Source organism: Rhodoferax sp. ZS1R25 (assembly GCF_056521335.1).
On the sequence record NZ_JBWMAZ010000002.1, the window covers coordinates 1,283,668 to 1,309,609 of the forward strand.

Sequence of the window (25,942 nt, forward strand, 5' to 3'; positions counted from 1 at the left end):
AGCATGAGAAAATCGAGGTTTTCCCTTTCCGCAGAACGAGAACACCATGATCGAAGCAGAGCGCGTCAACCTTATCGGCACCACCCTGGCAGACCTGACCGCCAGGACCCAAGAACTTCGGGGGTATCTTTGACTACGATGCCAAAGCCGAGCGCCTGCGCACCGTCAATGCATCGCTAGAAGACCCCACCGTTTGGAACGACCCCAAGCGCGCCCAGGAGCTGGGCAAAGAGAAGAAGATGCTGGACGGCGTGGTCGTCACCCTGAATGACCTGACCAGCAATCTGGCCGACAACATCGAGTTGTTCGAGATGAGCAAGGAAGACGGCGACGAAGCCGGCCTGCTCACCATCGAGGCCGAAACCGCCAAACAGGCCACCATCATTGAGGGCCTTGAATTCCGCCGCATGTTCAACAACCCGGCCGACCCCCTGCCCTGCTTTCTGGACATCCAGGCCGGCGCCGGTGGCACCGAGGCGTGCGACTGGGCCAGCATGCTGCTGCGCCAGTACCTGAAATACGCCGAACGCAAAGGCTTCACCGCCACGGTGGAAGACATCACCGACGGCGATACCGCCGGCATCAAGGGCGCCACCATCAAGGTAGACGGCGAATACGCCTTTGGCCTGCTGCGCACCGAGACCGGTGTGCACCGCCTGGTGCGCAAGTCGCCGTTCGATTCATCGGGTGGCCGCCACACCTCGTTCGCGTCCGTCTTTGTGTACCCCGAGATTGACGACACCATCGAAATCGACATCAACCCCAGCGATGTGCGCACCGACACCTTCCGCGCGTCCGGCGCCGGCGGCCAGCACATCAACAAGACCGACTCGGCCGTGCGCCTGACGCACATCCCGACCGGCATCGTGGTGCAGTGCCAGGACGGCCGCAGCCAACACAGCAACCGCGACGTGGCGTGGAAGCGCCTGCGCAGCCGCCTGTATGACTTCGAGCTGCGCAAGCAGCAAGAGGCGCAGCAAAAGCTGGAAGACACCAAGACCGATGTGGGCTGGGGCCACCAGATCCGCAGCTACGTGCTGGACAACAGCCGCATCAAGGACCTGCGCACCAACGTCGAAGTCTCGGCCACCCAAAAGGTGCTGGACGGCGATCTGGATGTGTTCATCCAGGCGTCGTTGAAGCAGGGCATCTAAGGCATGCTGGACGCTTTGATCTTTGACATGGACGGCACCATGATCGATTCCATGCCCTCGCACCAGGAGAGCTGGGCGGTGTTCGCCCAGCGTCAGGGCCTGGACGTGGATATTGCCGACCTGATGCGCCGCACCACCGGCCGCACCGGGCTGGAGTGCATGCGCGATCTGTTTGGCCGCCCTGACATGGATGCGGCTGAGGCCATGGCCCATGTGCACGAGAAAGAAGCCGTGTACCGCGAGATCTTTGCGCCCATCTTTGCCGAGGTGGCGGGCTTCAAGGCCTTCTTCCAGCAGGCCCACGCGCGTGGGCTGAAGCTGGGCGTGGGCACGGCGGGCGACCGCCACAACCAAGCCTTTGCCTACGCCCACCTGCAAATGCCCATCGCCCCGCTCACCACCGTGGGCGGCGACGAGGGCCTGCCCGGCAAGCCCGAGCCGGCCATTTTTCTGGAAGCCGCGCGCCGCATGGGCGTGGAGCCTGCGCGCTGCATCGTGTTTGAAGACGCGCCGCTGGGCATCGAAGCCGCGCGGCGCGCCGGCATGCGCGCTGTCGGCATTGCCAGCAGCCACCACCCCGACGAACTGCGCGGCCCCCACGTGCTGGCCGTGGTGCCCGACTACCACGCCCTGATCACATCCCAATTTTTGGAGACACACCATGTTGCAACTTCGTGAGGCCTCGGGCCCAGCTGCGGTGATCCACCGCGGCGACTACACCGCCCCCGCCTACTGGATCGACACCGTCGATCTGAGTTTTGACCTGGACCCCGCCAAGACCCGCGTGCTCAACAAGATGACGCTGCGCCGCAACCCCGATGTGGCGGCCCAGCCCCTGCGCCTGGACGGTGAAGAGCTGAACCTGGCCCGCGTGCTGGTGAACGGCCAGGGCACCAGCTTCAAGATGGAAAACAACCAGCTGGTGCTGGAGAACCTGCCCGAAGGCCACGAGCCCTTTGCGCTGGAAATCTTCACCACCTGTGCGCCCGTGAAGAACACCAAGCTGATGGGCTTGTATGTCAGCAACGAATCGTTCTTCACGCAGTGCGAGGCCGAGGGCTTTCGCCGCATCACCTACTTCCTGGACCGCCCCGATGTGATGGCCATGTACACGGTGACCCTGCGCGCCGACAAGGCCAAGTACCCCGTGCTGCTGAGCAACGGCAACCTGGTGGAGCATGGCGCGCTGGAAGACGGCCCCAACGGTTCACGACATTTCGCCAAGTGGGTAGACCCGCACAAGAAGCCGTCGTACCTGTTTGCCCTGGTGGCCGGCCAGTTGGTGGCGCGCGAGCAGCGCATCACCAGCCGCGCAGGCAAAGAGCATTTGCTGCAGGTGTATGTGCGCCCGGGTGATCTGGACAAGACCGAACACGCGATGAACAGCCTGATGGCCAGCGTGGCTTGGGACGAAGCCCGCTTCGGCCTGCCGCTGGATCTAGAGCGCTTCATGATCGTCGCCACCAGCGACTTCAACATGGGCGCCATGGAAAACAAGGGCCTGAACATCTTCAACACCAAATACGTGTTGGCGAACCAGGCCACCGCCACCGATGTGGACTACGCCAACATCGAGAGCGTGGTGGGCCATGAGTACTTCCACAACTGGACTGGCAACCGCATCACCTGCCGCGACTGGTTCCAGCTGAGCCTGAAGGAAGGCCTGACCGTCTTCCGCGACCAGGAATTCAGCCAGGACCTGTGCGCCGAACCCAGCGCCCGCGCCGTCAAGCGCATTGAAGACGTGCGCGTGCTGCGCACCGCCCAGTTCCCCGAAGACGCGGGGCCCATGGCCCACCCGGTGCGGCCCGACAGCTACATCGAGATCAACAACTTCTACACCGTCACCATTTACGAGAAGGGTGCCGAGGTTGTGCGCATGATGCAAACCCTGACCAGCCGCGCTGGCTTTGCCAAGGGCATGACGCTGTACTTCGAGCGCTTTGACGGCCAGGCGGTGACGTGCGACGACTTCGCGCAAAGCATTGCCGACGCCAACCCAGATTCGGCACTGGCCCGCCTGCTGCCCCAGTTCAAGCGCTGGTACAGCCAGGCCGGCACACCGCGTCTGGCCGCCCGTGGCGAGTACGACGCCGCGGCACAGACCTACACCCTGCACTTCACCCAAAGCTGCGCGCCCACGCCGGGCCAGGCGGCCAAAGAGCCATTTGTCATCCCCGTCAGCCTGGGCCTGGTGGGCGCCACCAGCCACACCGACACCCAGCTGTTTGTGATGACCGAGGCCGCGCAAAGCCTGACCTTCAACAACGTGACCGAAGAGCCCGTTCCCTCCATCCTGCGCGGCTTCTCGGCACCCGTGGTGCTGGACTTTGACTACACCGATGCCCAGCTGCTCACCCTGCTGGCCAACGACCCCGACCCGTTCAACCGCTGGGAAGCCGGCCAGCGCCTGGCGCTGCGCAGCGCTATCAATTGCATAGCTGCTGGCGCAGATTCCACGGGGGCTACACCGCTAAACGATGCCTATATCGACGCCATGCGCGCCGTACTGCGTCACCCCACGCTGGACGCCGCGTTCAAGGAACTGGTGCTGACCCTGCCCAGCGAGACCTACATCGCCGAGCAGCTGGACGTGGTGGACCCGCAGCGCATCCACGCTGTGCGCGAAGCCATGCGCCTGCAGCTGGCCACCGCCCTGCAGGCCGACTGGGAATGGGCGTTTGAGGCCCACCAGCACAACGGCGCCTATGAGCCCGACCCCGTGTCCAGCGGCCGCCGCGCCCTGGCCGGCCTGGCGCTCACCTTCCTGAACCTGGCCGCCGTGCAAAGCGGTGACACCGTGTGGCCCGGCAAAACGCTGCAGCGCTTCAAAGACGCCAGCAACATGACCGACCGGTTCAACGCCCTGTCTGCCCTGGTGGGCAGTGGCCACGCGCTGGCCACCCAAGCCTTGGCCCGTTTCCACGCGCTGTTCAAAGACGAAGCGCTGGTGCTGGACAAATGGTTTGCCCTGCAAGCAGGCACCAGCGACCGTGGCGGCCAGGTGCTGCCCGCCGTGCGCCAGCTCATGGCCCACCCAGACTTCAACCTGCGCAACCCCAACCGCGCGCGCAGCGTCATCTTCAGCTACTGCAGCGCCAACCCCGGTGGCTTCCACCGTGCGGACGCCGCGGGCTATGTGTTCTGGGCCGACCGCGTGATGGAGCTCGACGGCATCAACCCCCAGGTGGCCGCCCGCCTGGCCCGCGCGCTGGACCGCTGGAAGAAGCTGGCCGAGCCCTACCGCAGTGCCGCGCGCGAAGCGCTGGTGCGCGTGGCCGCCAAGGCCGACCTCAGCAACGACGTGCGCGAGGTGGTAGACCGCGCGCTGGCCGACTAACGCACGGCAATCCGCCATGGCCCTCTTCGGTTTCGCATCACCTGCAGAGAAGTTTGCGCGGCGCTTTACCCCGCTGCGCGACACGGTGTACGACGCCGAGGCCATGTTCAGCGGCTCTGCCATGTCGGAAGATCTGGAAGCCCTGCTGCCGCTGGCAGAGAAGGTGGGCACGGAGTCTGCCGAGTTGGCCGACCTGCTGTGGCTGCAATTTGTGGTGTTTGCCAAGCGCCAGTGGGATTCCGAGGGCCTGCCCCTGGGCCTGCGCGCGCTGGCCATCCGCGAGTCGCGTGGTGGCCTAACGCCCACCGACCGCTTTGAGCAGCACTACGCCATCGGCAAATCGGCCGTGCAGGCCGAGGACTACGATACGGCAGTAGCCCACTTGCAGCAGGCTGCTGAATGGTCTGCGCACGCCAGTGCCACGCTCAGCCTGGACCAGAAGCTGGGCATCCGCGAAGAAATTGGCTACGCCCTGCACGAGGCCGGCCGCCACGCCGAAGCACTGGCGCACAACCAACAGCTGCTGGCCGATGCGCAGAGCGCCTTTGGCACGGCCACCGACCAACGCCTGTCGGGCGTCATCAACAACCTGGCGCAAAACGCCTACGAGCTGTGCGACCACGCCCAGGCCAACACCTACCTGCAGCAGCGCCTGGTGCTGGGCCAGGCCTTGCAAGACAACGACATCATTCTGGACACGCTGTTTCAACAAGGCGTGCTGGCCTATGAGGCTGGCGATGCGGCACGGGCGCGCGACTTGCTTGGGCAGCGCGTAGCTATCGCCCGCGCCAGTGGCGACGACGACCTGCTGGAAGACGCACAAGCCCGGCTGGACGAACTGACCGAACGCGAACAAGCCGACTGATTTTTAACTTAGGGACTGACCATGACACAACGTATATCGCTCACGCGCTACCTGATCGAGAAGCAGCGCGGCCACGAAGGCCAATCGGCCGGCCAGGGTGCCATTCCGCCCCAGCTACGCCTGCTGCTGGAAGTGGTGGCCCGCGCCTGCAAGAGCATCAGCCTGGCCGTGACCAAGGGCGCCCTGGGTGGCGTGCTGGGCACGGCCGAGAGCGAAAACGTGCAGGGCGAAATCCAGAAGAAGCTGGACATCATTGCCAACGAAGTGCTGATCGAAGCCAACGAATGGGGCGGCCACCTGGCCGCCATGGCCAGTGAGGAAATGGAAGGCATCTACGTGGTGCCCAACCGCTACCCGCAAGGCGAATACCTGCTGATGTTTGACCCACTGGACGGCTCCAGCAACATCGACGTGAACGTCAGCATCGGCACCATCTTCAGCGTGCTGCTCAAGTCGCCCGAAGGCCCCGCTGTGAGCGAGCAAGACTTCTTGCAACCCGGCAACCAGCAAGTGGCCGCGGGCTACTGCCTGTATGGCCCACAGACCACGCTGGTGCTGACACTGGGCGAAGGCGTGGCCATGTTCACGCTGGACCGCGAGCAAGGCTCGTTTGTGCTGACGCAAGAAAACGTGCGCGTGCCCGAAGACACGCAAGAGTTCGCCGTCAACATGAGCAATATGCGCCACTGGGACGAACCCGTGAAGCGCTATATCGACGAATGCCTGCAGGGCAAAGACGGCCCGCGCGGCAAGGACTTCAACATGCGCTGGATTGCCAGCATGGTGGCCGATGTGCACCGCATCCTGACCCGCGGCGGCGTCTTCATGTACCCCTGGGACAAGCGCGAACCCGAGAAGCCAGGCAAGCTGCGCCTGCTGTACGAAGCCAACCCCATGGGCTGGCTCATCGAGCAAGCTGGCGGCGCCGCTACCGATGGCAAGCAACGCATTCTGGACATCCAACCCACCAAGCTGCACCAACGCGTGAGCGTGTTCCTGGGATCGAAAAACGAGGTGGAACGCGCCACGCGCTACCACTCGGAAGCGGCCTGATTCTGAGAGGCGGCCCGCTATAATCGCGGGCTTAGTTGCCGGTGTAGCTCAGTCGGTAGAGCAGCTCATTCGTAATGAGAAGGTCGGGTGTTCGATTCATCTCTCCGGCACCAAAATTTGAAAGCCCCTGATTCGTAAGAGTCAGGGGCTTTTTGTTGGAATTTAATTTCGAGAAACATTGGCCTGTTAGTCCAGTATGCGAGTGATCGCCACTGCGCGATCTGGGCGACAGCTCCAACAAAAAATTTACGCTCACACCGCCGAACGCTGAAGAGTAAACACTAAATCAGCGCGTCGTGAATGTGTGATGACCAAGCAACTAGGACATCCCAAGCTGGAGCAACATTTGGCAGGGTTTGTACAAAAGATGAGAGCCCTCCCAGAAGTGCGCCAAGCTTCAGTGAATTAGGTTTTTCCAAACTAGCTTGAGCCTTAACATCATTTACCACTTCAATAGCTTCTCTTTTTTCAGCGTCAGTTAATGTCTGAGCCACCTGAAGAGCCTGTGACAGTGCTTCTAAAGCTGCGAGCACTTCAATTTTTCCAGGATTAGAAATGGTTTGCGTAACCGTTGCCGTCGAGTTGTTTCCAGTCTGAACTGAACCTACAGGCCCATTAATGTTGAAGGTATTTTCCACTGGGGTCACTCCTCTTCGTCCAAGAGACATTTCAGAAATCAAAAGTTGAATCTTTGCACCATATTGGGCGTGCAACCGTACCAGCGTCTTAGAAAAATCCAATAGTTCCAATGGGCGTTGTAGGCTTCCCGACAAAGGAGCTACCCGTCCATCTCGTGCGGCCATCAACTTGGTCGCCAATAAATCGAGTCGTTTCGCAAAAAGCTGCTGCAACTGAACTGTTCGCATGGCAACATTTATAGCGGGCTCCGAGTTGTGAGCCTCTAATAGCGCGGAATACATCAACTTGGCGGAAGCCGCCAATTCTTCGGTAGCTTTTTTTTCCAAGCTTAGGATGTGGATGGAAGAGTAATACAGACCACGCGAATTGAGTTGAGCTGCCTCCCCGCTCGCTGCCACTTGAAAGCGCCCTTCAGCGTCCTCCTCGACAACGCTACTCAGGATCTCAAAGCTATTTGCGGATTGCGGACTTAACATTTTTCAAGCATATCGCATCAGGGAAAATCTTCACCTACACTGAAAGTCTCTTTGGAGAAAAAATGGAGTCACTAAAAATCGGCGATGTCGTTCAATTGAAAAGCGGTGGGCCAAAAATGACCGTTCAGAGCTTAGGCACATTCCCTGCGTTAGGTATAGATAGAGCAGCAGAATGCGTTTGGTTTGATGGCGCCATTATGAATAAGCAAGTTTTCGGGCTGGACATCCTAGAGCCATTGAAGCCCGATGCAAGAGCATACAAATTAAGACGAAATTCAAATTGGAAAACAATTTGAATTTCGGTGACACAGGTCCGATATCAGTGTCGTCTGCGCACAAATAGATACTTTCTCACACAGTAGCCGCATCCTGCTCCTGATGCCGTTTGATGCGTTCCGCCTCCAGCGCGCCAAACTGCATCACGTCGGCCAGCAGGCCATAGGCGGCGGTCCAGGCTTCGCGCACTTCGGGGGTGAACTTCTCGCCCAGGCCGGCGCTCAGCGTCCACAGCAGGGCGGTGCCCACGGTCACATAGTGTTCCTCTCGCACGCCGTAGCCCACGTGGCGGGCGCCCAGGCTGCGCAGCACGGGGGCCAGGTTGTCCAGGTCCTTCAGGCCATGCACGGCCGAGCCGATCATGGACATGAGCATGCGACCCTGGTTGGGCATGTCGCCCTTGAACAGGTGCTTGAGCGAGGGGTCCAGCGTGAAGAGGCGGTCGTAAAACAGCTCGGCCGCGGTGGCGGCGATGGGGCGCACGTCTTCAAAGGATGCCTGGACGAGGTTGATTTGTTCGGAGTTCATGGTGTTTACCTTGGGGTACTTGTTGAATAAGACCCGCACTACTACCCACGAAGCGTGCCAAAACTTTTCTTCAATGAAATCAACCACTTAGCGCAAAACAGGGGTAGCGGTTTGTCGGCAAATGCCGACACGGCCCTACGCCGCAAAACAAAACCCCAATGAAATCAACAACTTAGGGTGTCGGCGTTTGCCGACAGTTTGGGCCGACCCGCAGGCTCAGTTTTTGAACTGCGCGGGCTCCAGCTGGTGCCGGGCCATGAGCGCATAAAAGTCGGTGCGGTTGCGCTGGGCCAGCTTGGCGGCCTGGGCGACGTTGCCGTTGGTGATCTTGAGCAGGCTGGTGAGGTAGTCGCGCTCAAACTCTTTTCGCGCCTCGTCCAGCGAGAGCAGCTCGGGCCCCTGGGTGCTGATGGCGCTTTGCACCAGCGTAGCGGGGATGACGGCGCCGGTGCTCATCACCACGCACTTTTCCACCACGTTTTGCAGCTGCCGCACATTGCCGGGCCAGGGCGCCACGCTGAGCTGCTCCAGCCCGCCGGGCGCAAAGGTGCTGACGGGCTTGGCGTAGCGCAGAGCCAGGCTTTGCAAAAAGTAGTTGGCCAACAGCGGGATGTCTTCACGCCGATCGGCCAGCGGCGGCAGCGTGAGGCCGACGACGTTGAGGCGGTAGTACAGGTCTTCGCGGAAGGTGCCGGCGGCCACCTCGGCCTCCAGCGTGCGATGCGATGCGGAGATGACGCGCACGTCCACCTTGTGCGGCTTGCTGGCGCCCACGGGGCGCACCTCGCGCTCTTGCAGCACGCGCAGCAGCTTGACCTGCATCGCCAGCGGCAGATCGGCAATTTCGTCCAGAAAAATGGTGCCCTTGTGGGCGCTGGTGAACATGCCGGGGTTGTCGCGCACGGCGCCGGTGAAGGCGCCTTTGACATGGCCAAACAGCTCGGCCTCCACCAGGTTCTCGGGGATAGCGCCGCAGTTCACGGCCACAAAGGCTTCGTCCGCCCGCGTGCTGGAGGCGTGGACGGCGCGGGCCAGCAGCTCTTTGCCGGTACCGCTCTCGCCATGGATGAGCACCGAGGCATCGCTCTGCGCCATGCGGCGGGCTTCGGCCAGCAGCTTCTCCATGCGCGGGCTGCGGGTGATGATGGCTTCGCGCCAGCTCTCGCCCGGGCCATCTCCCGGCATGTCGGCGCCCAACGCGCTGGAGATGGCCAGCGCGCGATCTACCTCGCGCATCAGCGCGGCGCCTTCAAACGGTTTGGTGATGTAGCCGAACACGCCCTTTTGCATGGCGCGCACGGCGTCAGGAATGGTGCCGTTGGCCGTGAGGATGACCACGGGCATAAGGGGGAAGCGGCGGTGGATGGCTTCGAACAGCTGCAGGCCGTCCATCTCGGGCATGCGCAGGTCGGTGATGACCATGTGGGGCACTTCGAGGTCGAGCTTGGCGAGCGCCATGGGGCCACCGTCAGCCGAGGTCACGTCGTGGCCCTCGTAGCGCAGGCGCATGGACAGGGACTTCAGCAGGTCTGCGTCGTCGTCAACGACAAGAATGCGCGCCATGGTTCTCCACCAATTTCAAAATAGCGCCCATCTTGCCACGGTGCGGCTGGCCATCGGTCAAAATGCGGCTCCGCCCTCGATTGGAGACCCTATGCGCGCACTCTTTGGAATCGTCAGTTTGCTGGTCGTTCTGGCCATTGTGGGCGTGCTGGCCAAGAAGCAGCTGGGCACCACCACCGCCGTGGTGCCCGGGGCCACGCCAGGCGCCACCCCGCAGCAGCAAAGCCAGCAAATTCAGCAGCAGGTCAAACAATCGGTAGAAGGCGCTATGCAGCAAGCGCGCCCCATGCCCGACGACACCAAATAACCATCCCCCCTCTCCTTTCTTCATGTTCATTGCTTCCAAACTTCTTGGTCTGTTGTCCCAGCCGTTACTGTGGGTGTTCGTATTGATGGTGCTGAGCCTGCTGGTGCTGAAGCGCCGCCCGCGCACGGGCAAACGCCTGCTGGGTCTGGCGCTGGTGCTGATGGTGCTGACCGCCTGGCAGCCGCTGCCCGAGCTGATCATTCGCCAGTTAGAGGCCCAATACCCCGAGCTTGCGCCCCAGGCCGATCTGAGCGGCTACGCCGGTATGGTGGTGCTGGGCGGGGCCACCGAATCGGGCCGCACGCAGATGGCGCATGTACAGCCGATGTTCAACGACGCGGCCGAGCGCATGACAGCGCCCGTGGCCGCGCTGCGCAGCAACCCCAAGCTGCGCATGCTGTACACCGGTGGCGAAGGATCGTTGATGGGCGTTGGCCAGAGTGAAGCCGAGCGCGCCAAGATGTTTTTTGACAGCATGGGCGTGAGCGGACCGCAGGTGCAGTACGAATCGGCCTCCCGCAACACCTATGAAAACGCGGTGCTGACTGCGCAGCTGCCGGGCGTGGACCCCACGCAGCGCTGGCTGCTGGTCACCTCGGCCTGGCACATGCCGCGCTCTATGGCCACGTTTACCAAGGCAGGCTGGAACGTGACGGCCTACCCGGTGGACTTTCGCACTGGCGACAGCAGCGACTGGTTGGAGTTCTCGATGGCAGGTGGCGCGGTGAATTGGCAGCTGGCGCTGCACGAGCTGCTAGGCCTGGTGGCCTACAAGCTCACCGGGCGCATGTAGCTCAGGGCTGGCCTAGGGTGCGGCGTGCCTGCACCTTGTCGATGCGGCGGCCTTCCAGCAGCAACACTTCAAACGCCCACTGCGCACAGATGATCTGCTCGCCCTGCGCGGGCAGGTTGCCCGAAACAGCCATGAGCAAACCGGCCAGCGTGTTGTAGCGGCCACGCTCTTCGTCGGGCAGCTCGTCGCTGATCTCCAGCCGAGCTTTCAATTCACCCACGGGCATCAGGCCGTCCAGCACCCAGGTGCCGTCGTCTTGCAACGTGGCCCAGGCTTCGGTTTGTGCGTCGGGCTGCAGCTCGCCGGTAATGGCTTCCAGCAGGTCGTGCGGGGTGATGAGGCCCTGCACCACACCGTATTCGTCCACCACAAACACCATGCGCGCAGACTTGACGCGGAACTGCTCGATCAGCTCCATGCCGCTCAGCGTCTCAGGCACAAACACAGCGGGCTCGACCACAGATTCAATCGAACCCTCGTGGGTCGCACTCAATGACAGCAGGCGCGCCACGCTGATGATGCCGACGACGTTGTCCAGCGATTCGCGGCACACGGGGTACCACGAGTGGCCACCGTGCGTGCCATTGGCACCGGCCTGCGCCAGGCACTGGGCCACCGTATGGTTGGCCTCCAGCCAGGCCATGTCGGTGCGCGGCAGCATCATCGACGCCAGCAGCCGGTCGTCCAGGTGAAACACGTTGCGCACCATCTGGTGCTCGTGTTCCTCGATGATGCCGGCGTCTACGCCCTCCTCCAGGCTGGCGGAGATTTCAGCCTCGGTTACGGCGCGGGTGTCGGTGGTGTCAATGCGCAGCAGCTTGAGCATGCCGTGGGTGCACATGGAGAGCAGGCGCACAAAGGGCTTGGCCCCGGTGGCCACCCAGGTCATGGGGCGCGACATGATGCGCGCCACGGTCTCGGGGTAGAGCTGACCAATGCGCTTGGGCACCAGCTCGCCAAACAAAATGGTCACAAAGGTGATGATGGTGACCACCAGCGCGGTGGCCGAGATCTCGGCCGCGCGGTGCGAAATGGGCAGTGTGGCGTCCAGCCAGCGTGCCACGCCATCGCTGAAAGCGGCCTCGCCCACGATGCCGTTGAGCATGCCGATGGAGGTGATGCCCACCTGCACAGACGAGAGGAACTGCGTGGGGTTGTCCATCAGCGTCAGGGCAGCCTTGGCGCCCTTGTCACCGGCATCGGCCATGGTGTGCAGCCGCACTTTGCGGCTGGCGGTGAGTGCCAGCTCTGACATGGCGAAAGCGCCGTTCAACAAGGTCAGAACAATGATCAGCAAAAAATCCATGGAACCCAAGCGAGAATCGAGACCATGGCAATGTACCTTATCGGTGATGTGCAGGGCTGCGACGCCGCCCTGGACCAGCTCACCCGACTGATCGACTTCTCCCCCAGCCGCGACACGCTGTACCTGTTGGGCGACCTGGTGAACCGCGGGCCCGACTCGGCCGCGGTGCTGCGCCGGCTGGTGGGCTACGGTGCATCGGCCCGGTGCCTGCTGGGCAACCACGACCTGCACCTGCTGGCCGTGGCCCACGGCGTGCGCAAGCCCGGCCGCCACGACACGCTGGCCGACCTGCTGGCCGCCCCCGACCGCCCCGCCCTGCTGGACTGGCTGCGCCAACAGCGCATGGCGATGCTGGAGCGCGTGGGTGGTTCAGACCTTTTAATGGTGCACGCCGGCGTATTACCTGCGTGGACAGCTACCAAAACCATAGCATTGGCAGCGGAGGTGGAGGCCGTGCTGCGCTCGAACGAGGTGGGCGCCTTCTTCCAATCCATGTATGGCAATGCGCCCGAACAGTGGAGCGACGACCTGGCAGGCATCGAGCGGCTGCGGGTGATCGTGAACGCGCTGACGCGCATGCGCTTTTGCACGCCCCAGGGCGCCATGGAGTTCGGCACCTCCGGCGCGGCAGACCAGGCGCCCGCTGGCTACCTGCCCTGGTACGAGGCGCCGGGACGCCAGACGGCCCACGTGACGGTGGCGTTTGGCCACTGGTCTACGCTGGGCTGGCTGGGCCGCCCCGATGTACTGGCGCTGGACACGGGCTGTGTGTGGGGCGGCTGCCTGAGCGCGCTGCGCGTGGAGCCCAGCGCTACGGGCGGCGCGCCGTGGCGCACCGAGCTGCTGCAGGTGCACTGCGAACAATCGCAAAAGCCAGGAGAGTGAAAACTGCAGGCAAACAAAAAACGGCGCACCAGGCGCCGTTTTTTTGTTGGGAGCTAAAAAGCTCAGCTCGCTTTGAACAGCGCGGCCACTTTGCGTTTGGGCTTGATGTTGGCAGAGATGCTGCGCGTAGTGGTGCGTGCCGTGGCTTCCCACGACGGCGCCGCTTCGGGCGCAGCCGCAGTGGGCTCGTAGGGCTTGTCGAAGAACGGGTCGCGCGAGACTTGCACCGGGCGGTTGTAGTCATTGCGCGGTGCGCGGGGCACGCGCACACGGTCGCTATCGTCACGGGGGGCACGCCCCTCGCCGCGACCAGCGCTGCGGCCGTTGTCGGTCACCGCACTGCCGTCTTCGTGGTACATGCGACGGCCATCGTTGATACGGCCTTGCTTGCGAATGTCGGGCTGGTCTTCTTCAAACTCCACCGCTTCGAGCTCAATCTTGGTCTTGATCAGCTTCTCGATGTCGGCCAGCAGGCGGGCGTCATTGCCGCCACCCACAAACGTCACGGCCAGGCCAGAGGCGCCCGCGCGGCCGGTGCGGCCAATGCGGTGCACATAGTCTTCGGCGTTGAAGGGAATGTCGAAGTTGAACACCGCGGGCACGTCCTTGATGTCCAGGCCGCGGGCGGCCACATCGGTACACACCAACAGGTCCACTTCGCCCTTTTTGAACGACTCCAGCGCTTTCAGGCGCTCGTCCTGGCTCTTGTCGCCGTGCAAGGCGGCGGTTTTGAGGCCTTCGCGCTCCAGCGAACGGGCCAGGCGGGCGCAGCCCAGCTTGCTGTTCACAAACACAAAGGCCTGCTTCATGCCGCGGGTCTTCAGGATCTGGTGCAGGGCGTGGCGCTTGTTGTCTTCACCCACGCTGTAGAAGTGCTGCTCGACCGTAGACGCCGTGGCGTTGGAGCGGGCCACTTCGATGGTGACGGGGTTTTGCAGGTAGCTGTTGGCCAGGCGCTTGATCTCGGGCGAGAAGGTGGCGCTGAACAAGAGCGTGGTGCGCTGCTTGGGCAGGTAGCTCAGGATGCGCTGCAGGTCTGGCAAAAAGCCGATGTCCAGCATGCGGTCGGCTTCGTCCAGCACCACGTACTCGACCTGGTTGAGCACCGCGTTTTTGGCTTCGATGTGGTCCAACAGGCGGCCGGGGGTGGCGACCAGCACTTCCACACCTTTTTTCAGCTCCAGGGTCTGGGGCTTCATGTCCATGCCGCCGAACACCACGGCGCTGCGCAGGTTGGTGTACTTGGCGTACAGCTTGACCTGTTGGGCCACCTGGTCGGCCAGCTCACGCGTGGGCAGCAGCACCAGCGCACGCACGGGGTGGCGGGCGGGGGATGTGGAGGGGTTTTCGTGTTTCATCATGCGCTGCAGCAGGGGCAGCGCGAAAGCGGCGGTTTTGCCGGTGCCAGTCTGGGCAGCGCCCATCACGTCCTGGCCGGTCAGCACCACGGGAATGGCCTGCGCCTGGATGGGCGTCATGGTTTCGTAGCCCATTTCGGCCACGGCACGGGCAAGCGGCGCGGCCAGCTGCAGCTGGGCAAACGCCATGATGGGGGTGTCCGCCGTCAGCTCGTTGGACGGCAGGGGAGTGGGAGTCAGTTCAGTAGTCAAGTCGGTCAGGCATAGCCATAAAGGGTGCTATCCATCCGATAGCTGATTGCGCCCCGACGCCGGGGGCAACCCCGTATTATCGCCCACTCCCGTGAAACGGCAATTTCCCAGAGCGTGGGGCCTACAGCGATCGGCTGGAGAAGGTGTCGCAGCCCTTGACGCTGCCGGTTTTCAGGCCCTTGTCAAACCAGCGCTGGCGCTGGGCGCTGCTGCCGTGGGTGAAGCTCTCGGGCACCACGGCGTGGCCGCTGCCGCGCTGCAGGGCGTCGTCGCCAATCTTGGCGGCGGCGTTCATGGCCTCTTCCACATCGCCTTTTTCCAGCAGCTGGCGGGCGTTGTCGGCGTGGTGGGCCCAGACGCCGGCCAGGCAGTCGGCCTGCAGCTCCAGGCGCACGCTCAGGGCGTTGGACTCGGCCGCGCTGGCACGGCTGCGCGCCTGCTGCACCTTTTCACTGATGCCCAGCAGGTTTTGCACATGGTGACCCACCTCATGGGCGATCACATAGGCCTGGGCAAAGTCGCCAGGGGCACCCAGTTGCTTTTGCAGGGTTTCGTAAAAACCCAGGTCGATATAGACCTTCTGGTCGGCCGGGCAGTAAAACGGGCCCATGGCGCTCTGGCCCTGGCCGCAGGCGGTGGAGGTGGCGCCGCGGAACAGCACCAGCTTGGGCTTTTGGTAGTCGGCCCCGCCCTTTTTGAACACATCGGTCCATACGTCTTCGGTATCGGCCAGCACGGTAGAGACGAACTTGGCCATGCGGTCGTCCGCCGGTGGGCGCTGGGCCGGGGCCTGTTGCACCATGGGTGCGGGGCCACCCTCGCCGCTGAGCAGGCCCAGGATGGTGAGCGGGTTGATACCCAGCGCCCAGCCCCCCAAGAGGGCCACAACGATGGCGCCCACGCCCAACCGGCTGCCCAGCAGCCCGCCGAGCAAACCGCCCAGGCCGCCGCCGCTAAAACCGCCACCACCGCTGCGGCGGTCTTCGACGTTGTCGGATTCGCGGTTGCCTTCCCATTTCATGGTGTGGGCTTTCCTTGGGTGGAGCTTTCGATGAACTGGGCCAGCTCGGTCGACCAGTCGGCGGACTCGGGATGCAGTTCCTGCAGGGATTCGATCGCCACACCGGCGTCTGCCAGCATTTTTTCGGAGGCTCCGTTCACGCGCTCCTGGTGCTCCTTCTTGTCCAGGTACACCACGCGCTTGATGCCAACCTGGATGATGGACTGCACGCACTTGGGACAGGGGTATTGGGTCGCGTAAATGGTAGAGCCATGCAACGGCAGCGTGGTGCAGTTGAGGATGGCGTTTTGCTCAGCATGGACGATGTAGCTGTGGCGCGAGTTCAGCGGGTCGCTGTCATCGTCCTGCCAATACTGCTCGTCGTCGTCGTTACAGCCGCGCGGCAGGCCGTTGTAGCCGACGCCGGAAATCTTGTTGTCCGGGCTGACGATGCAGGCACCGTTGCGCTTGCGTGCGTCTTTGGAGCGACCGGAGGCCAGCAGCGCCACCCCCATGAACATCGAATGCCAGTGGAGCAAGGGAAGGTTTTTCATGGATGGGCGGGTTCAGGCTATGGACGTGGGCTCTATCAATCGGTCGGCCCCTCATTGTGCCCTTGGCGCCGGAGTACCACGTGTGTTGCTTTCTCCGATGCAACGCACTGCACGCATTCGTAGCCCAGGGCACGCGCATCCACCCCCTCGAACAGCCGCTCTCCAGAGCCCAACAAGACCGGCGAGATGGCGAAGTGCAGCTCATCGATGAGCCCCGCACGAAGGTATTGCTGGATGGTGTTGGCTCCGCCACCAATGCGTACGTCCATGCCGTTGGCAGCTTCGCGCGCCCGGTCCAGTGCTTCGTGAATGCCGCCGGTGACGAAGTGGAAGGTCGTTCCGCCTTCCATGTGGATGGGCTCGCGCGCGTGGTGCGTCAGGATGAACGTAGGCACGTGGTACGGCGGGTTGTCCCCCCACCAGCCTTTCCAGCTCATGTCGGGCCAGGGACCGCGATCCGGGCTGAACATATTTCTACCGAGAATCCAGGCGCCCACATTGCCGAAGCCCCGTGCCGCGAAGTCATCATCGATGCCCGTAGTGCCACCGTCGGCACCAAAGAGTTTCTGTTGGAACGTGCGTGTGGGGAACAACCACTGGTGCAAATCGGTCCCGCCCACGCCGAGCGGATGGCTGAGGTCCTGGTTCGGCCCCGCGCCGTATCCGTCCAGCGAAATGGTAAAGCCCTCAACTCGAACGCGTGTCATGTGCATGCCTTTCTTGAAATGGGCACCAATACTTCTGTGCCGCGAATGGGGTTGCCGCGGCGCTCCAGCATCACAGACGCCGCGAATACGAACAGGCCAATGAACGACAGGAAGGCACCCACATAGCCGGTGGCGGCATAGCCGTAGCCAAAGGCAATGGCCAGACCGCCCAGCCAGGCACCCAGGGCGTTGGCGATATTGAAGGCCGAGTGCATCGAGGCGGCCGCCAGCGTCTGGCCGTCCGCGGCCACATCCATCAGGCGCGTCTGGATGGCAGGCCCCGCGGCAAAGGTGCAACCAATCAGGAACGCCGAGGTACACAACATCCAGGGCGAGGCGGCGGTGAGGCTGAACAGCGTCATCACCACGATGTTGAACACCAGCATGCCACCGATGGTTCCCATCAAGGCGATGTCCGCCAGTTTGGAGCCCACGACATTGCCCACATTCATGCCGATGCCGAACAGCACCATGATCACGGGAATCATGCCTACGGGCATGTGCGCCACCTCGGTGGCCGTGCTGGCGATGTAGGAGAAGATGGAGAACATGCCGCCAAAGCCGGTGGCGGCGAGCGTGAGGGTCAGCAGCACTTGCGGGTGGGTGAACGCCACCAATTCCCGCATCACGCTGGCGCCTGCTTGCGGCTTGTCCCGCGGCAGGTAGATCCAGATGAGCGTCACGGTCAGAACGCTGATCAGCCCCACCGCGAGGAACATGACGCGCCAACTCAGGTACTGGCCAAACAGTGCCATGACCGGAGTGCCGACCAGCGTTGCACCGGTCAGCCCCAGCATCACGTAACCCACTGTGCGGGCCCGCATGTCCAACGGGACCAGAGACGCAGCCACCAGCGCGGAGACGCCAAAGTAGGCCCCGTGCGGCAGGCCAGAGAGAAAGCGCAGCACGATGAAGCTCAGAAAATTAGGCGCCAGCGCGCTGGCCAGATTGCCGACGGTGAAGACTGCCATGAGGATGAGCAGCAGCGTGCGGCGCGAGGACTTGGCGCCTGCAATGGCAATCAGCGGCGCCCCCACCACCACGCCCAGGGCATAGGCACTGATGACATAGCCGGCCTGCGGGGTGGTGACGGCAAAGGTGTTGGCCACATCCGGCAGCAAGCCCATGATGGCGAATTCGCCGGTGCCGATGGCAAAGCCGCCACAGGCCAGCGCCAGAATGACCAAAACAATCTGTAGCCGTGTCAGCGGAGTGACGTCTTCTGTCGCAATCATGGGTTCCTTGGAATCGGGGTCGGGCTCGCGCCCTCAATGGCTTGAGAAATGATGGTGTGTTCGATCAGGCGGTCGTCGCCCAGCACGATCAGCGAGAACAGCAGCTCGTCCAGGTTGGCGGCCAGCGCCGTCTTGCGCTCCAGCAGGGGCGTGGCCTGGGGGTTGATAACGACAAAGTCAGCCTCGCAGCCGGGCAGCAAGTTGCCCACCACGCCGTTCAACCCCAAGGCCGCCGCAGCACCCGCCGTGTGCTGCCACCACAGGTGCTGGGGCGAGAGCGACAGGCCGGGCTTGGTTTGCCCCTCACGGCCCACGTAGTAGGCGGCCAACATGGTGTGGAACGGGCTGAACGAGGTGCCCCCGCCCACATCGCTGGCCAGGCCGTACTGGTAGCCCACGCGGTTGGCGCCTTCGTAGTCAAAAAAGCCGCTGCCCAAAAACAGGTTGCTCGTGGGGCTGACGGCCGCCGCAGCGCCGGTGTCGCGCATCAGCGCGCGGTCGTCATCGTCAAAGTGGATGCAGTGGGCGTAGATGGCGCGGTCGCGCATCAGGCCGAAGTCGTCATACGTGGCGAGATAGGAACGGGACGCAGGAAACAATTCGCGGGCCCAGGTGATTTCGTCCTTGTTCTCGGCCACGTGGCTTTGGATCCACACGTCGGCATAGCGCTGGGCCAGCTCGCCCGCGCCGCGCAGCTGGGCCTCGGTGCTGGTGGGGGCAAAGCGCGGGGTGATGGCGTAGCCCAAGCGGTCCACGCCGTGCCAGCGCTGGATCAGCGCTTCGGTGTCGCGCAGGCTTTGCTCGGTGCCGCTCACGCTGCCCTGCCCCTGGTTCAGCAGGTCTACCGGCGCATGGCGGTCCATCAGGCACAGGCCGGTGATCAGACGCAGGCGCTGGGCCTGGGCCTCGGCAAACAAGGCATGGACCGATTCAGGGTGCGAGGTGGCAAAGGTGAGTGCAGTGGTGACGCCGTTGCGCAACAGCTCTGCTACAAAAAAAGTAGCTGCTTGCGCACTGTATTCGGGGGCTGCAAAGCGTTTTTCTTCTGGAAAGGTGTAATTCTCCAGCCAGGGCAGCAAACCGGGCGCGGGCGAGCCGATGACGTTGGTCTGCGGGTAGTGGATGTGCAGGTCGATAAACCCCGGCGCGATGATGCGGCCCGGGAAGTGCTGTACGGCCACCTGCGGGTACTGCGGCGCAAGGGCGCTGTACGCACCAATGGCCTGCACCACCTGGGTGCCCTGGGCGTTGGGGCCGACGACGAGCAGGCCATCGGTTTCAAAATGGGCTTGCCCCGTTGCATCGGGGGCAAACCACAAAAGGGAGGCGCGGTAGGCTTTCATGCGGGGGAGCATATATCGGGGCGCAGCAATCTCTATACCAAGCCGCGCATAGCCCCTATGGCGTCACATGGCACATCAGGCGCGCAGCGTGCAGCTGTCGCCAATGCCCTCGCGCCAGACGCGCACCTGCCATAGGCCGGTGAACTCCAGCGCCATGGCGCGCCAGATGAAGGCGGCCAGGTTTTCCAGCGTGGGCGGGCCCAGGCCCTCCACTTCGTCCAGCAAATGGTGGTCCAGGCGCGGGCGCAGCACCGCGATGGCCTGGCGCAGATGGGCCAGGTCCATCACCATGCCGGTGTCTTCGTCGGCATTGCCAGCCACGGTGACTTCGGCATGGTAAGTGTGGCCGTGGATGCGGCGGCTGCCGGCGACCTCCTCCGCGTCGTCCAGAGTGCGCTTCAAGGTATGGGCGGCGTCAAAGAAGAACTTTTGGCTCACCTCGCAGCGGCGCGGAATGGGGATGGATGGCGCTTGGGTCATCGGATGCCTGTGATCTTGTGGGTTTGCAGGGACAGGCGCCACTGCGGGCGCTCCAGGCACTGGGCGATGCAGGCCCGGGTGTTGTCGGCCCGCAGGATGTTGTCCATGGGCTGCAGGTAGCGGTGCCTAAAGTCCTCCGCCTCGCAGTCGGCCAGCGTGATGCCGGGCTGGGGCCAGACCAGCTTGAGCTCGTGCCCGCTGCGCTGCACCCAGGTGGAGCCGGCCTTGGGGCTCACGCAGATCCAGTCGATGCCTGCGGGCGCTTTCACCGTGCCGTTGGTTTCTACGGCGATTTCGAAACCCAATGCGTGCAGGGCGTCTATCAACGCGGTATCCACCTGCAGCAGTGGCTCGCCACCCGTCATCACCACAAAGCGGTTCGCGGCATCGGTACCGGGCCACTGCGCGGCGATGCGCTCGGCCAGCGCCTGCGCAGTTGTGAACTTGCCGCCCAGCGTGCCATCGGTGCCCACAAAGTCGGTATCGCAAAACTGGCAAACGGCGCTGGCGCGGTCCTGCTCACGGCCGGTCCAGAGGTTGCAGCCGGCAAAGCGGCAGAACACGGCGGGGCGGCCGGCGTTGGAGCCTTCGCCCTGCAGGGTGTAGAAAATTTCTTTGATCTGGTACGCCATACATGAATCCCTAGCAAAGGGGAACGGCGAGAAAACGGCAAGCGGCCACGCACGTGGCTACGAGGTTTTTGTACATGGTAGTCCTCTACATGGCTCCGAACACAAAAGACAAAGCCCGCCGGAGCAGCGGGCCTTGGGGCGTATTTTAACCGGCAAGGCGCTGGCGGCCCAGCCCCCGGATTTTTTGGCACAGCTTTTGCAATCCCATCTTGGATACAAGATAGGACTCCAACATGGTGCAGAGCAGCTCCGGCAGTGATGGTGGTGCCCCCCAGGCATGGATAACGCGCTTTGCCACACCCGTGGTGGGCAACAGCACCGGGCCATTGACGGGGCTGCGCTTTGCGATCAAGGACAACATCGATGCCCAGGGCCACCCCACCACCGCAGCCTGCGCCGAATTTGCCTATGTGGCCGGCGCACACGCCACCGTGGTGCAAAAGCTGCTCGATGCTGGTGCAGTGCTGGTGGGCAAGACCAACCTGGACCAGTTTGCCTGCGGCCTCAACGGCACGCGCTCCCCCTATGGCGCGGTGCCCAACGCCTTCAACGCGGACTATGTGTCGGGCGGTTCCAGCGCCGGCTCGGCCTATGTGGTGGCCACGGGCCAGGTGGACTTTGCGCTGGGCACCGACACCGCGGGCTCGGGCCGGGTGCCGGCGGGGCTGAACAACATTGTGGGCATCAAGCCCAGCAAGGGACTGCTGAGCGCACGCGGTGTGGTGCCGGCTGCGCAGAGCGTGGACTGCGTCTCCATCTTCGCGCGCACGGTAGACATGGCGGCCCGCGTGCTGGCCGTGGCACAGGGGCCCGATGCCCGTGACCCCTACTCGCGCACGCTGGCGCTGGCCAGCACGCCCTGGGGCGCACAGTTCCGCTTTGGGGTGCCCACGCAGCTGGAGTTCTTTGGCGATGCCGCCGCGCAGGTGGCATTTACCGAGGCCATCGCCAGGCTCACCGCCATGGGAGGCGTGGCCGTGCCCATTGATTACACGCCATTGGCCCAGGCCGCCACCCTGCTCTACGAGAGCGCGCTTGTGGCCGAGCGTTATGCCGCGGTGCGCGCCTTCTTTGACCTGCATGAGGACACGGTGATGGAGCCGGTACGCAGCATCATTGCCAAGGGGCGCAACTACAGCGCGGCCGACCTGTGCGCCGCGCAAACCCAGCTGCACGCCTGCGGCCAGCAGGCCGCCGCGATGTGGAAAAACATCGACGTGCTGCTGGTACCCACTGCCCCCACGCACTACACCATTGCCGCCATGCGGGCCAACCCCGTGGTGCTGAACCGCAACCTGGGCCAGTACACCAACTTTGTGAACTTGCTGGACTACGCGGCCATCGCTGTGCCCAGCAGCTTGCGCGCCGACGGCCTGCCGTTTGGCATCACGCTCATTGCGCCCTGCGGCAGCGACTGGCCGCTGGCCGAGCTGGGCCAGCGCTACCACCACGCCACCGGGCTGCCCCTGGGGGCGCTGGACCAGCCCCTGCCCGCGCCCCAGCCGCTGGCCGGCATCGCCACCGGCCCGGCACGCATGCAGGTGGCCGTGGTGGGCGCCCATCTCTCGGGCATGCCGCTGAACAACCAACTGCTGGAGCGTGGCGCCCGGCTGGTACAGACCACCACCACCGCCCCGGCCTACCGCCTGTACGCCCTGCCCGGCACCGTGCCGCCCAAACCGGGCCTGCGCCGCGTGGCGCAAGCGGGTGCCGCCATTGCGCTGGAGGTGTGGGACATGCCGCAGGAACACGTGGGCAGCTTTCTGGCCCTGATCCCTCCGCCCCTGGGCCTGGGCCGCGTGGAGCTGGCCGATGGCACCTGGGTCACCGGCTTCATCTGCGAAGGCCACGCGCTGGAGGCCGCGCAGGACGTGACCGCGCACGGCGGCTGGCGTGCCTACCTGGCCGCGCACCTGGCCCAACCCACCACCCCTGCGGAGGCTCGCCCATGACGGACGCCGAGATCCTGAACTACGTGAAGGCCAGCGCCGTGGCGCTGGACCTGCCCATGGACGAAGCACGCACCCTGCGCGTGGCCGCGCACCTCACGCGCACCGCTGCATTGGCGCAGCTGCTGCTAGACGCGCCCATGGAGCCGCACGACGAGTTGGCCGAGATATACAAGCCTTTGGCCTTCCAGCCCGCATCGGACATGCGCAACAAGCTATGAAAACCATAGCGCACGACATCCATGGCCTGCAGAGCTATGCGCTGGCCCGGGCCATCAGCGCTGGCGACATCAGCGCACGCGAGGCCACGCAAGCCTGCATAGCCCGCATCGACGCGACCGATGGTGCGCTCAACGCCTTCACCAGCAAAAGCTACCCGCGCGCCCTGCAAGAGGCCGATGCGGTGGACGCCCGGCGTGCGCGTGGCGAGGTGCTGCCACCGCTGGCCGGCGTGCCCTATGCGGTCAAGGATTTGTTTGACGTGGCGGGTGAGGTGACCCGCGCGGGCTCCAAGGTGAACCGCCATAACCCGCCCGCGGCGCACGATGCCTTTCTGGTGGCACAGATGCAAGCGGCGGGCGCCGTGCTGGTGGGTTCGCTGAACATGGACGAGTACGCCTATGGCTTCACCACCGAGAACACGCACTACGGCCCCACGCACAACCCGCACGACCTGACGCGCACCGCGGGTGGCTCGTCGGGCGGTTGTGGTGCGGCGGTAGCGGCGGGCCAGGTAGGCATTGCACTCGGGTCGGACACCAATGGCTCCATCCGCGTGCCTTCGTCTTTCTGTGGCACCTGGGGGCTGAAGCCCACGTTTGGGCGCCTGTCGCGCCGCGGTTCCTACCCGTTTGTGCAAAGCATTGACCACCTGGGTCCATTTGCGGATTCGGTGGAGAGCCTGGCCCTGGCCTACGACGTGCTGCAGGGCGCCGACCCGCTGGACCCCGGCAGCCATGCGGTGCATGTGCAGCCCGTGGGTTCATTGCAACAGGGTGTGCAGGGCCTGCGCGTGGGCGTGCTCGGCGGCTACTTCCATGCGCACGCCACCGCGCCGGCGCGCGAAGCCGTGGCCCAGGCCGCCAAGATTTTGGGCGCGGTGGATACCGTGGAATGGCCCGACGCCGCGCTGGGCCGCGCGGCCGCCTTCATCATCACCGCCAGCGAAGGCGGCAGCCAACACCTGGACGATCTGCGCACGCAGGCCGATGACTTCGAGCCGCTGTCGGTAGACCGCTTCCTTGCGGGCGCGCTCATCCCCGCCGCTTGGTACCTGCGCGCGCAGCGCTTTCGCCGCATCTACCGCGACAAGGTGAACGCGCTGCTGCGTGAGTGGGACGTGCTGCTGGCACCCGCCACACCGGTGGCCGCGCCGCTGCTGGGCTCGGAGTGGCTGGACATCAACGGCACGCTGCTGCCCACGCGCCCGTCCATCGGGCTGCTGACCCAACCGGTCTCGTTTGCCGGCTGCCCCGTGGTGGCCGCCCCCATGTGGCCCAGCGGCAGCGGCGGGTTGCCGATTGGCGTGCAGATCATCACTGCGCCCTGGCGCGAAGACCTGGCCCTGCGCGCCGCGTTTGCACTGCAAGCGACGGGTGGCGCCTACCTCAAACCTGTGGAGCTTTAGCGTGGACATCAACCTACCCGACGTACTGGCCGAGGTGACCCTGCAATGCGAGCGCTACGAGCGCGCGCTGGTGGAGAACGATGTGGGCGTGCTGGACGAACTGTTCTGGAACAGCCCGCACACCCTGCGCTATGGCGCTACCGAAAACCTGTATGGCTATGACGCCATCGCAACCTTCCGCGCCGGGCGCCCATCGCAGGGGCTGCAGCGCGCCGTGCTGAAGAACGTGATCACCACCTATGGGCGTGACTTTGCGACGGCCAACGTCGAATTCCAGCGCCTGGGCAGTGCCAAAACCGGCCGCCAAAGCCAGACCTGGATGCGCACACACCAGGGCTGGCGCGTGGTGGCCGCCCACGTCAGCCTGCTGGGCTGAAGCATCCCATGCAAGCGGGCACACATATTGCATCCAATCTTGGATACAAGATGGCAATCGCCGGTGCGGCACCAACTTGATGCAGCCATTTTCAACGTCCCCTTTTTACGGAGAACCGAACATGATCCCCAGCACCCCGAACCGCCGCGACACCCTCAAATCCCTGGCTGCCCTGAGTGCGGCCGGTACCCTGGGGGCGTGGAGCTCCAGCGTGCTGGCGCAGAAGCCGTTGACGGTGGGGGTGATCTACGTCGGCCCGCGCGATGACTATGGCTACAACCAGGCCCAGGCGCAGGCGGCTGCCGAGCTCAAGAAGATGCCCGGCATCAAGGTGGTGGAAGAGGAAAACGTGCCCGAGACGGCCGCCGTGCAAAAGACCATGACCGGCATGATTGCGCAAGACGGTGCGTCGCTGATCTTCCCGACCTCGTTTGGTTACTTTGACCCCCACATGCTGGCGGTGGCGGCCAAATACCCCGATGTGCGCTTTGCCCACTGCGGCGGCATGTGGACCGAGGGCAAACACCCCAAGAACACCGCCAGCTACTTTGGTTACATCGACGAGTGCCAGTACCTCAACGGCATAGTGGCCGGCCATATGAGCAAGAGCGGCAAGATCGGTTTTGTCGCCGCCAAACCCATTCCTCAGGTGCTGCGCAACATCAACGCTTTCCTCATGGGCGCGCGCTCGGTCAAGCCCGGCATCACCTGCAACGTCATCTTCACGGGCGACTGGTCCATGGCCGTCAAGGAAGCCGAAGCCACCAACAGCCTGGCCGACCAGGGTTGCGATGTGTTCACCATGCACGTGGACGGACCCAAGGTGATTGTGGAGACCGCGGCCAAGCGCGGCAAGATGGTCTGCGGCTACCACGCCAGCCAGGCCAAGCTGGCGCCACAGGCCTACCTCACGGGTGCCGAGTGGAACTGGCTCACCGCTTACACCACCTTCATCGATGCGGCCAAGTCCGGCAAGCCCCACCCCAACTTCATTCGCGGTGGCCTGAAAGAAGGCTACGTGAAGATGTCCGCCTACGGTCCCGCCGTGAGCGATGCGGCCAAGAAGAACGCCGACGAGGTGAAGGCCAAGATGGTGGCTGGCACTTTCGACATCTTCAAGGGCCCGCTCAAGGACAACAAGGGCAAGGAAGTGATTGCGGCCGGCAAGACCCTCAAGCAGACCGACATGGCGCTGGAGAGCATGAACTACCTGGTCGAAGGCGTGGTCGGCTCCATCTAAGTCC

Annotated in this window: 26 protein-coding genes and 1 tRNA gene; 15 read left to right on the top strand and 12 right to left on the bottom strand. The window is 63.8% G+C overall.

Features of this window, described 5'->3' with window-relative positions:
• The first annotated feature begins 49 nt into the window (after positions 1 to 49).
• The 6 genes from prfB (at position 50) to AC097R_RS16865 (ending at position 6,525) form a co-directional block, all read left to right on the top strand.
• Positions 50 to 1,154, top strand: a protein-coding gene (gene prfB, locus AC097R_RS16840) for a peptide chain release factor 2 (RefSeq protein ID WP_479599566.1) whose coding sequence is annotated in 2 segments (ribosomal slippage) — positions 50 to 130 and positions 132 to 1,154 — 1,104 coding nt in all. Because the reading frame shifts where the segments join, the coding sequence is not laid out codon by codon here.
• Positions 1,155 to 1,157: 3 nt separating this feature from the next.
• Entirely contained in the window at positions 1,158 to 1,832 is a 675-nt protein-coding gene (locus tag AC097R_RS16845; protein WP_479599341.1) for an HAD family hydrolase, read from the top strand.
• A complete protein-coding gene (gene pepN, locus AC097R_RS16850) occupies positions 1,816 to 4,494 on the top strand; it encodes an aminopeptidase N (protein WP_479599342.1) in 2,679 nt (892 codons plus the stop codon). The genes AC097R_RS16845 and pepN overlap by 17 nt, the downstream gene beginning before the upstream one ends.
• 16 nt (positions 4,495 to 4,510) lie before the next feature.
• Positions 4,511 to 5,359: a tetratricopeptide repeat protein gene (locus tag AC097R_RS16855; RefSeq protein ID WP_479599343.1), complete on the top strand. Its 849-nt coding sequence runs from the start codon at positions 4,511 to 4,513 to the stop codon at positions 5,357 to 5,359.
• Between the two features lie 21 nt (positions 5,360 to 5,380).
• Positions 5,381 to 6,412 (top strand): class 1 fructose-bisphosphatase, encoded by a 1,032-nt coding sequence (locus AC097R_RS16860; protein ID WP_479599344.1) that lies wholly within the window; start codon positions 5,381 to 5,383, stop codon positions 6,410 to 6,412.
• A gap of 37 nt (positions 6,413 to 6,449) precedes the next feature.
• Positions 6,450 to 6,525 (top strand) — tRNA-Thr (locus AC097R_RS16865).
• A 168-nt stretch (positions 6,526 to 6,693) separates the two neighbouring features.
• Here AC097R_RS16865 and AC097R_RS16870 read toward each other — a convergent pair.
• Positions 6,694 to 7,377 (bottom strand): hypothetical protein, encoded by a 684-nt coding sequence (locus AC097R_RS16870; protein ID WP_479599345.1) that lies wholly within the window; start codon positions 7,375 to 7,377, stop codon positions 6,694 to 6,696.
• A 128-nt stretch (positions 7,378 to 7,505) separates the two neighbouring features.
• Between AC097R_RS16870 and AC097R_RS16875 the strand changes: the two genes are divergently transcribed.
• Entirely contained in the window at positions 7,506 to 7,823 is a 318-nt protein-coding gene (locus AC097R_RS16875; protein WP_479599346.1) for a YodC family protein, read from the top strand.
• A 55-nt stretch (positions 7,824 to 7,878) separates the two neighbouring features.
• Here the strand turns inward: AC097R_RS16875 and AC097R_RS16880 are convergent, their stop codons facing one another.
• Entirely contained in the window at positions 7,879 to 8,331 is a 453-nt protein-coding gene (locus tag AC097R_RS16880) for a globin family protein (RefSeq protein WP_479599347.1), read from the bottom strand.
• A 216-nt stretch (positions 8,332 to 8,547) separates the two neighbouring features.
• On the bottom strand, positions 8,548 to 9,894 hold the full coding sequence (locus tag AC097R_RS16885; RefSeq protein WP_479599348.1) for a sigma 54-interacting transcriptional regulator: 1,347 nt from the start codon (positions 9,892 to 9,894) through the stop codon (positions 8,548 to 8,550).
• 91 nt (positions 9,895 to 9,985) lie between these two features.
• Between AC097R_RS16885 and AC097R_RS16890 the strand changes: the two genes are divergently transcribed.
• Together AC097R_RS16890 and AC097R_RS16895 are read left to right on the top strand one after the other, a co-directional pair.
• On the top strand, positions 9,986 to 10,201 hold the full coding sequence (locus AC097R_RS16890) for a hypothetical protein (protein WP_479599349.1): 216 nt from the start codon (positions 9,986 to 9,988) through the stop codon (positions 10,199 to 10,201).
• Positions 10,202 to 10,253: 52 nt separating this feature from the next.
• On the top strand, positions 10,254 to 10,994 hold the full coding sequence (locus AC097R_RS16895) for a YdcF family protein (protein WP_479599350.1): 741 nt from the start codon (positions 10,254 to 10,256) through the stop codon (positions 10,992 to 10,994).
• A 1-nt stretch (position 10,995) separates the two neighbouring features.
• Here the strand turns inward: AC097R_RS16895 and AC097R_RS16900 are convergent, their stop codons facing one another.
• Positions 10,996 to 12,300: a hemolysin family protein gene (locus tag AC097R_RS16900; RefSeq protein ID WP_479599351.1), complete on the bottom strand. Its 1,305-nt coding sequence runs from the start codon at positions 12,298 to 12,300 to the stop codon at positions 10,996 to 10,998.
• Between the two features lie 24 nt (positions 12,301 to 12,324).
• Here AC097R_RS16900 and AC097R_RS16905 point away from each other — a divergent pair, with 24 nt between their 5' ends.
• Positions 12,325 to 13,185 (top strand): symmetrical bis(5'-nucleosyl)-tetraphosphatase, encoded by an 861-nt coding sequence (locus tag AC097R_RS16905; protein ID WP_479599352.1) that lies wholly within the window; start codon positions 12,325 to 12,327, stop codon positions 13,183 to 13,185.
• 62 nt (positions 13,186 to 13,247) lie between these two features.
• Here AC097R_RS16905 and AC097R_RS16910 read toward each other — a convergent pair whose 3' ends face one another.
• The 8 genes from AC097R_RS16910 to queE all read right to left on the bottom strand — a co-directional run bounded on the left by AC097R_RS16910 (position 13,248) and on the right by queE (position 20,746).
• Entirely contained in the window at positions 13,248 to 14,732 is a 1,485-nt protein-coding gene (locus tag AC097R_RS16910; protein WP_479599567.1) for a DEAD/DEAH box helicase, read from the bottom strand.
• Positions 14,733 to 14,916: 184 nt separating this feature from the next.
• Positions 14,917 to 15,816, bottom strand: a complete 900-nt coding sequence (gene ypfJ / locus AC097R_RS16915; protein WP_479599353.1) for a KPN_02809 family neutral zinc metallopeptidase — start codon at positions 15,814 to 15,816, stop codon at positions 14,917 to 14,919.
• Positions 15,813 to 16,349, bottom strand: a complete 537-nt coding sequence (locus AC097R_RS16920) for a deoxycytidylate deaminase (protein ID WP_479599354.1) — start codon at positions 16,347 to 16,349, stop codon at positions 15,813 to 15,815. The genes ypfJ and AC097R_RS16920 overlap by 4 nt, the downstream gene beginning before the upstream one ends.
• A 35-nt stretch (positions 16,350 to 16,384) precedes the next feature.
• Positions 16,385 to 17,056, bottom strand: coding sequence for a dihydrofolate reductase family protein (locus AC097R_RS16925; protein ID WP_479599355.1), 672 nt, complete (start codon positions 17,054 to 17,056; stop codon positions 16,385 to 16,387).
• A complete protein-coding gene (locus AC097R_RS16930; protein ID WP_479599356.1) occupies positions 17,053 to 18,291 on the bottom strand; it encodes an MFS transporter in 1,239 nt (412 codons plus the stop codon). Before AC097R_RS16930 ends, AC097R_RS16925 begins: the two co-directional genes overlap by 4 nt.
• On the bottom strand, positions 18,288 to 19,634 hold the full coding sequence (gene guaD / locus AC097R_RS16935; RefSeq protein ID WP_479599357.1) for a guanine deaminase: 1,347 nt from the start codon (positions 19,632 to 19,634) through the stop codon (positions 18,288 to 18,290). The genes AC097R_RS16930 and guaD overlap by 4 nt, the downstream gene beginning before the upstream one ends.
• Before the next feature lie 75 nt (positions 19,635 to 19,709).
• The gene (locus AC097R_RS16940; protein WP_479599358.1) at positions 19,710 to 20,114 is read right to left on the bottom strand and encodes a 6-carboxytetrahydropterin synthase; all 405 of its coding nucleotides are present in this window, start codon (positions 20,112 to 20,114) and stop codon (positions 19,710 to 19,712) included.
• Complete coding sequence (gene queE / locus AC097R_RS16945; RefSeq protein WP_479599359.1) at positions 20,111 to 20,746, bottom strand: 7-carboxy-7-deazaguanine synthase; 636 nt, start codon at positions 20,744 to 20,746, stop codon at positions 20,111 to 20,113. The genes AC097R_RS16940 and queE overlap by 4 nt, the downstream gene beginning before the upstream one ends.
• A 233-nt stretch (positions 20,747 to 20,979) precedes the next feature.
• Here queE and atzF point away from each other — a divergent pair, with 233 nt between their 5' ends.
• From atzF to AC097R_RS16970, 5 genes are all read left to right on the top strand, one after another.
• A complete protein-coding gene (atzF, locus tag AC097R_RS16950; protein ID WP_479599360.1) occupies positions 20,980 to 22,698 on the top strand; it encodes an allophanate hydrolase in 1,719 nt (572 codons plus the stop codon).
• Complete coding sequence (locus AC097R_RS16955) at positions 22,695 to 22,916, top strand: AtzG-like protein (protein ID WP_479599361.1); 222 nt, start codon at positions 22,695 to 22,697, stop codon at positions 22,914 to 22,916. Before atzF ends, AC097R_RS16955 begins: the two co-directional genes overlap by 4 nt.
• Positions 22,913 to 24,322 carry an AtzE family amidohydrolase gene (locus tag AC097R_RS16960; RefSeq protein ID WP_479599362.1) on the top strand — a complete coding sequence of 470 codons (1,410 nt, stop codon included), beginning with the start codon at positions 22,913 to 22,915 and terminating at the stop codon, positions 24,320 to 24,322. Before AC097R_RS16955 ends, AC097R_RS16960 begins: the two co-directional genes overlap by 4 nt.
• Before the next feature lies 1 nt (position 24,323).
• Complete coding sequence (gene hpxZ / locus AC097R_RS16965; RefSeq protein WP_479599363.1) at positions 24,324 to 24,698, top strand: oxalurate catabolism protein HpxZ; 375 nt, start codon at positions 24,324 to 24,326, stop codon at positions 24,696 to 24,698.
• A 121-nt stretch (positions 24,699 to 24,819) separates the two neighbouring features.
• Positions 24,820 to 25,938 carry a BMP family ABC transporter substrate-binding protein gene (locus tag AC097R_RS16970; RefSeq protein ID WP_479599364.1) on the top strand — a complete coding sequence of 373 codons (1,119 nt, stop codon included), beginning with the start codon at positions 24,820 to 24,822 and terminating at the stop codon, positions 25,936 to 25,938.
• The last annotated feature ends 4 nt before the right edge of the window (positions 25,939 to 25,942 follow it).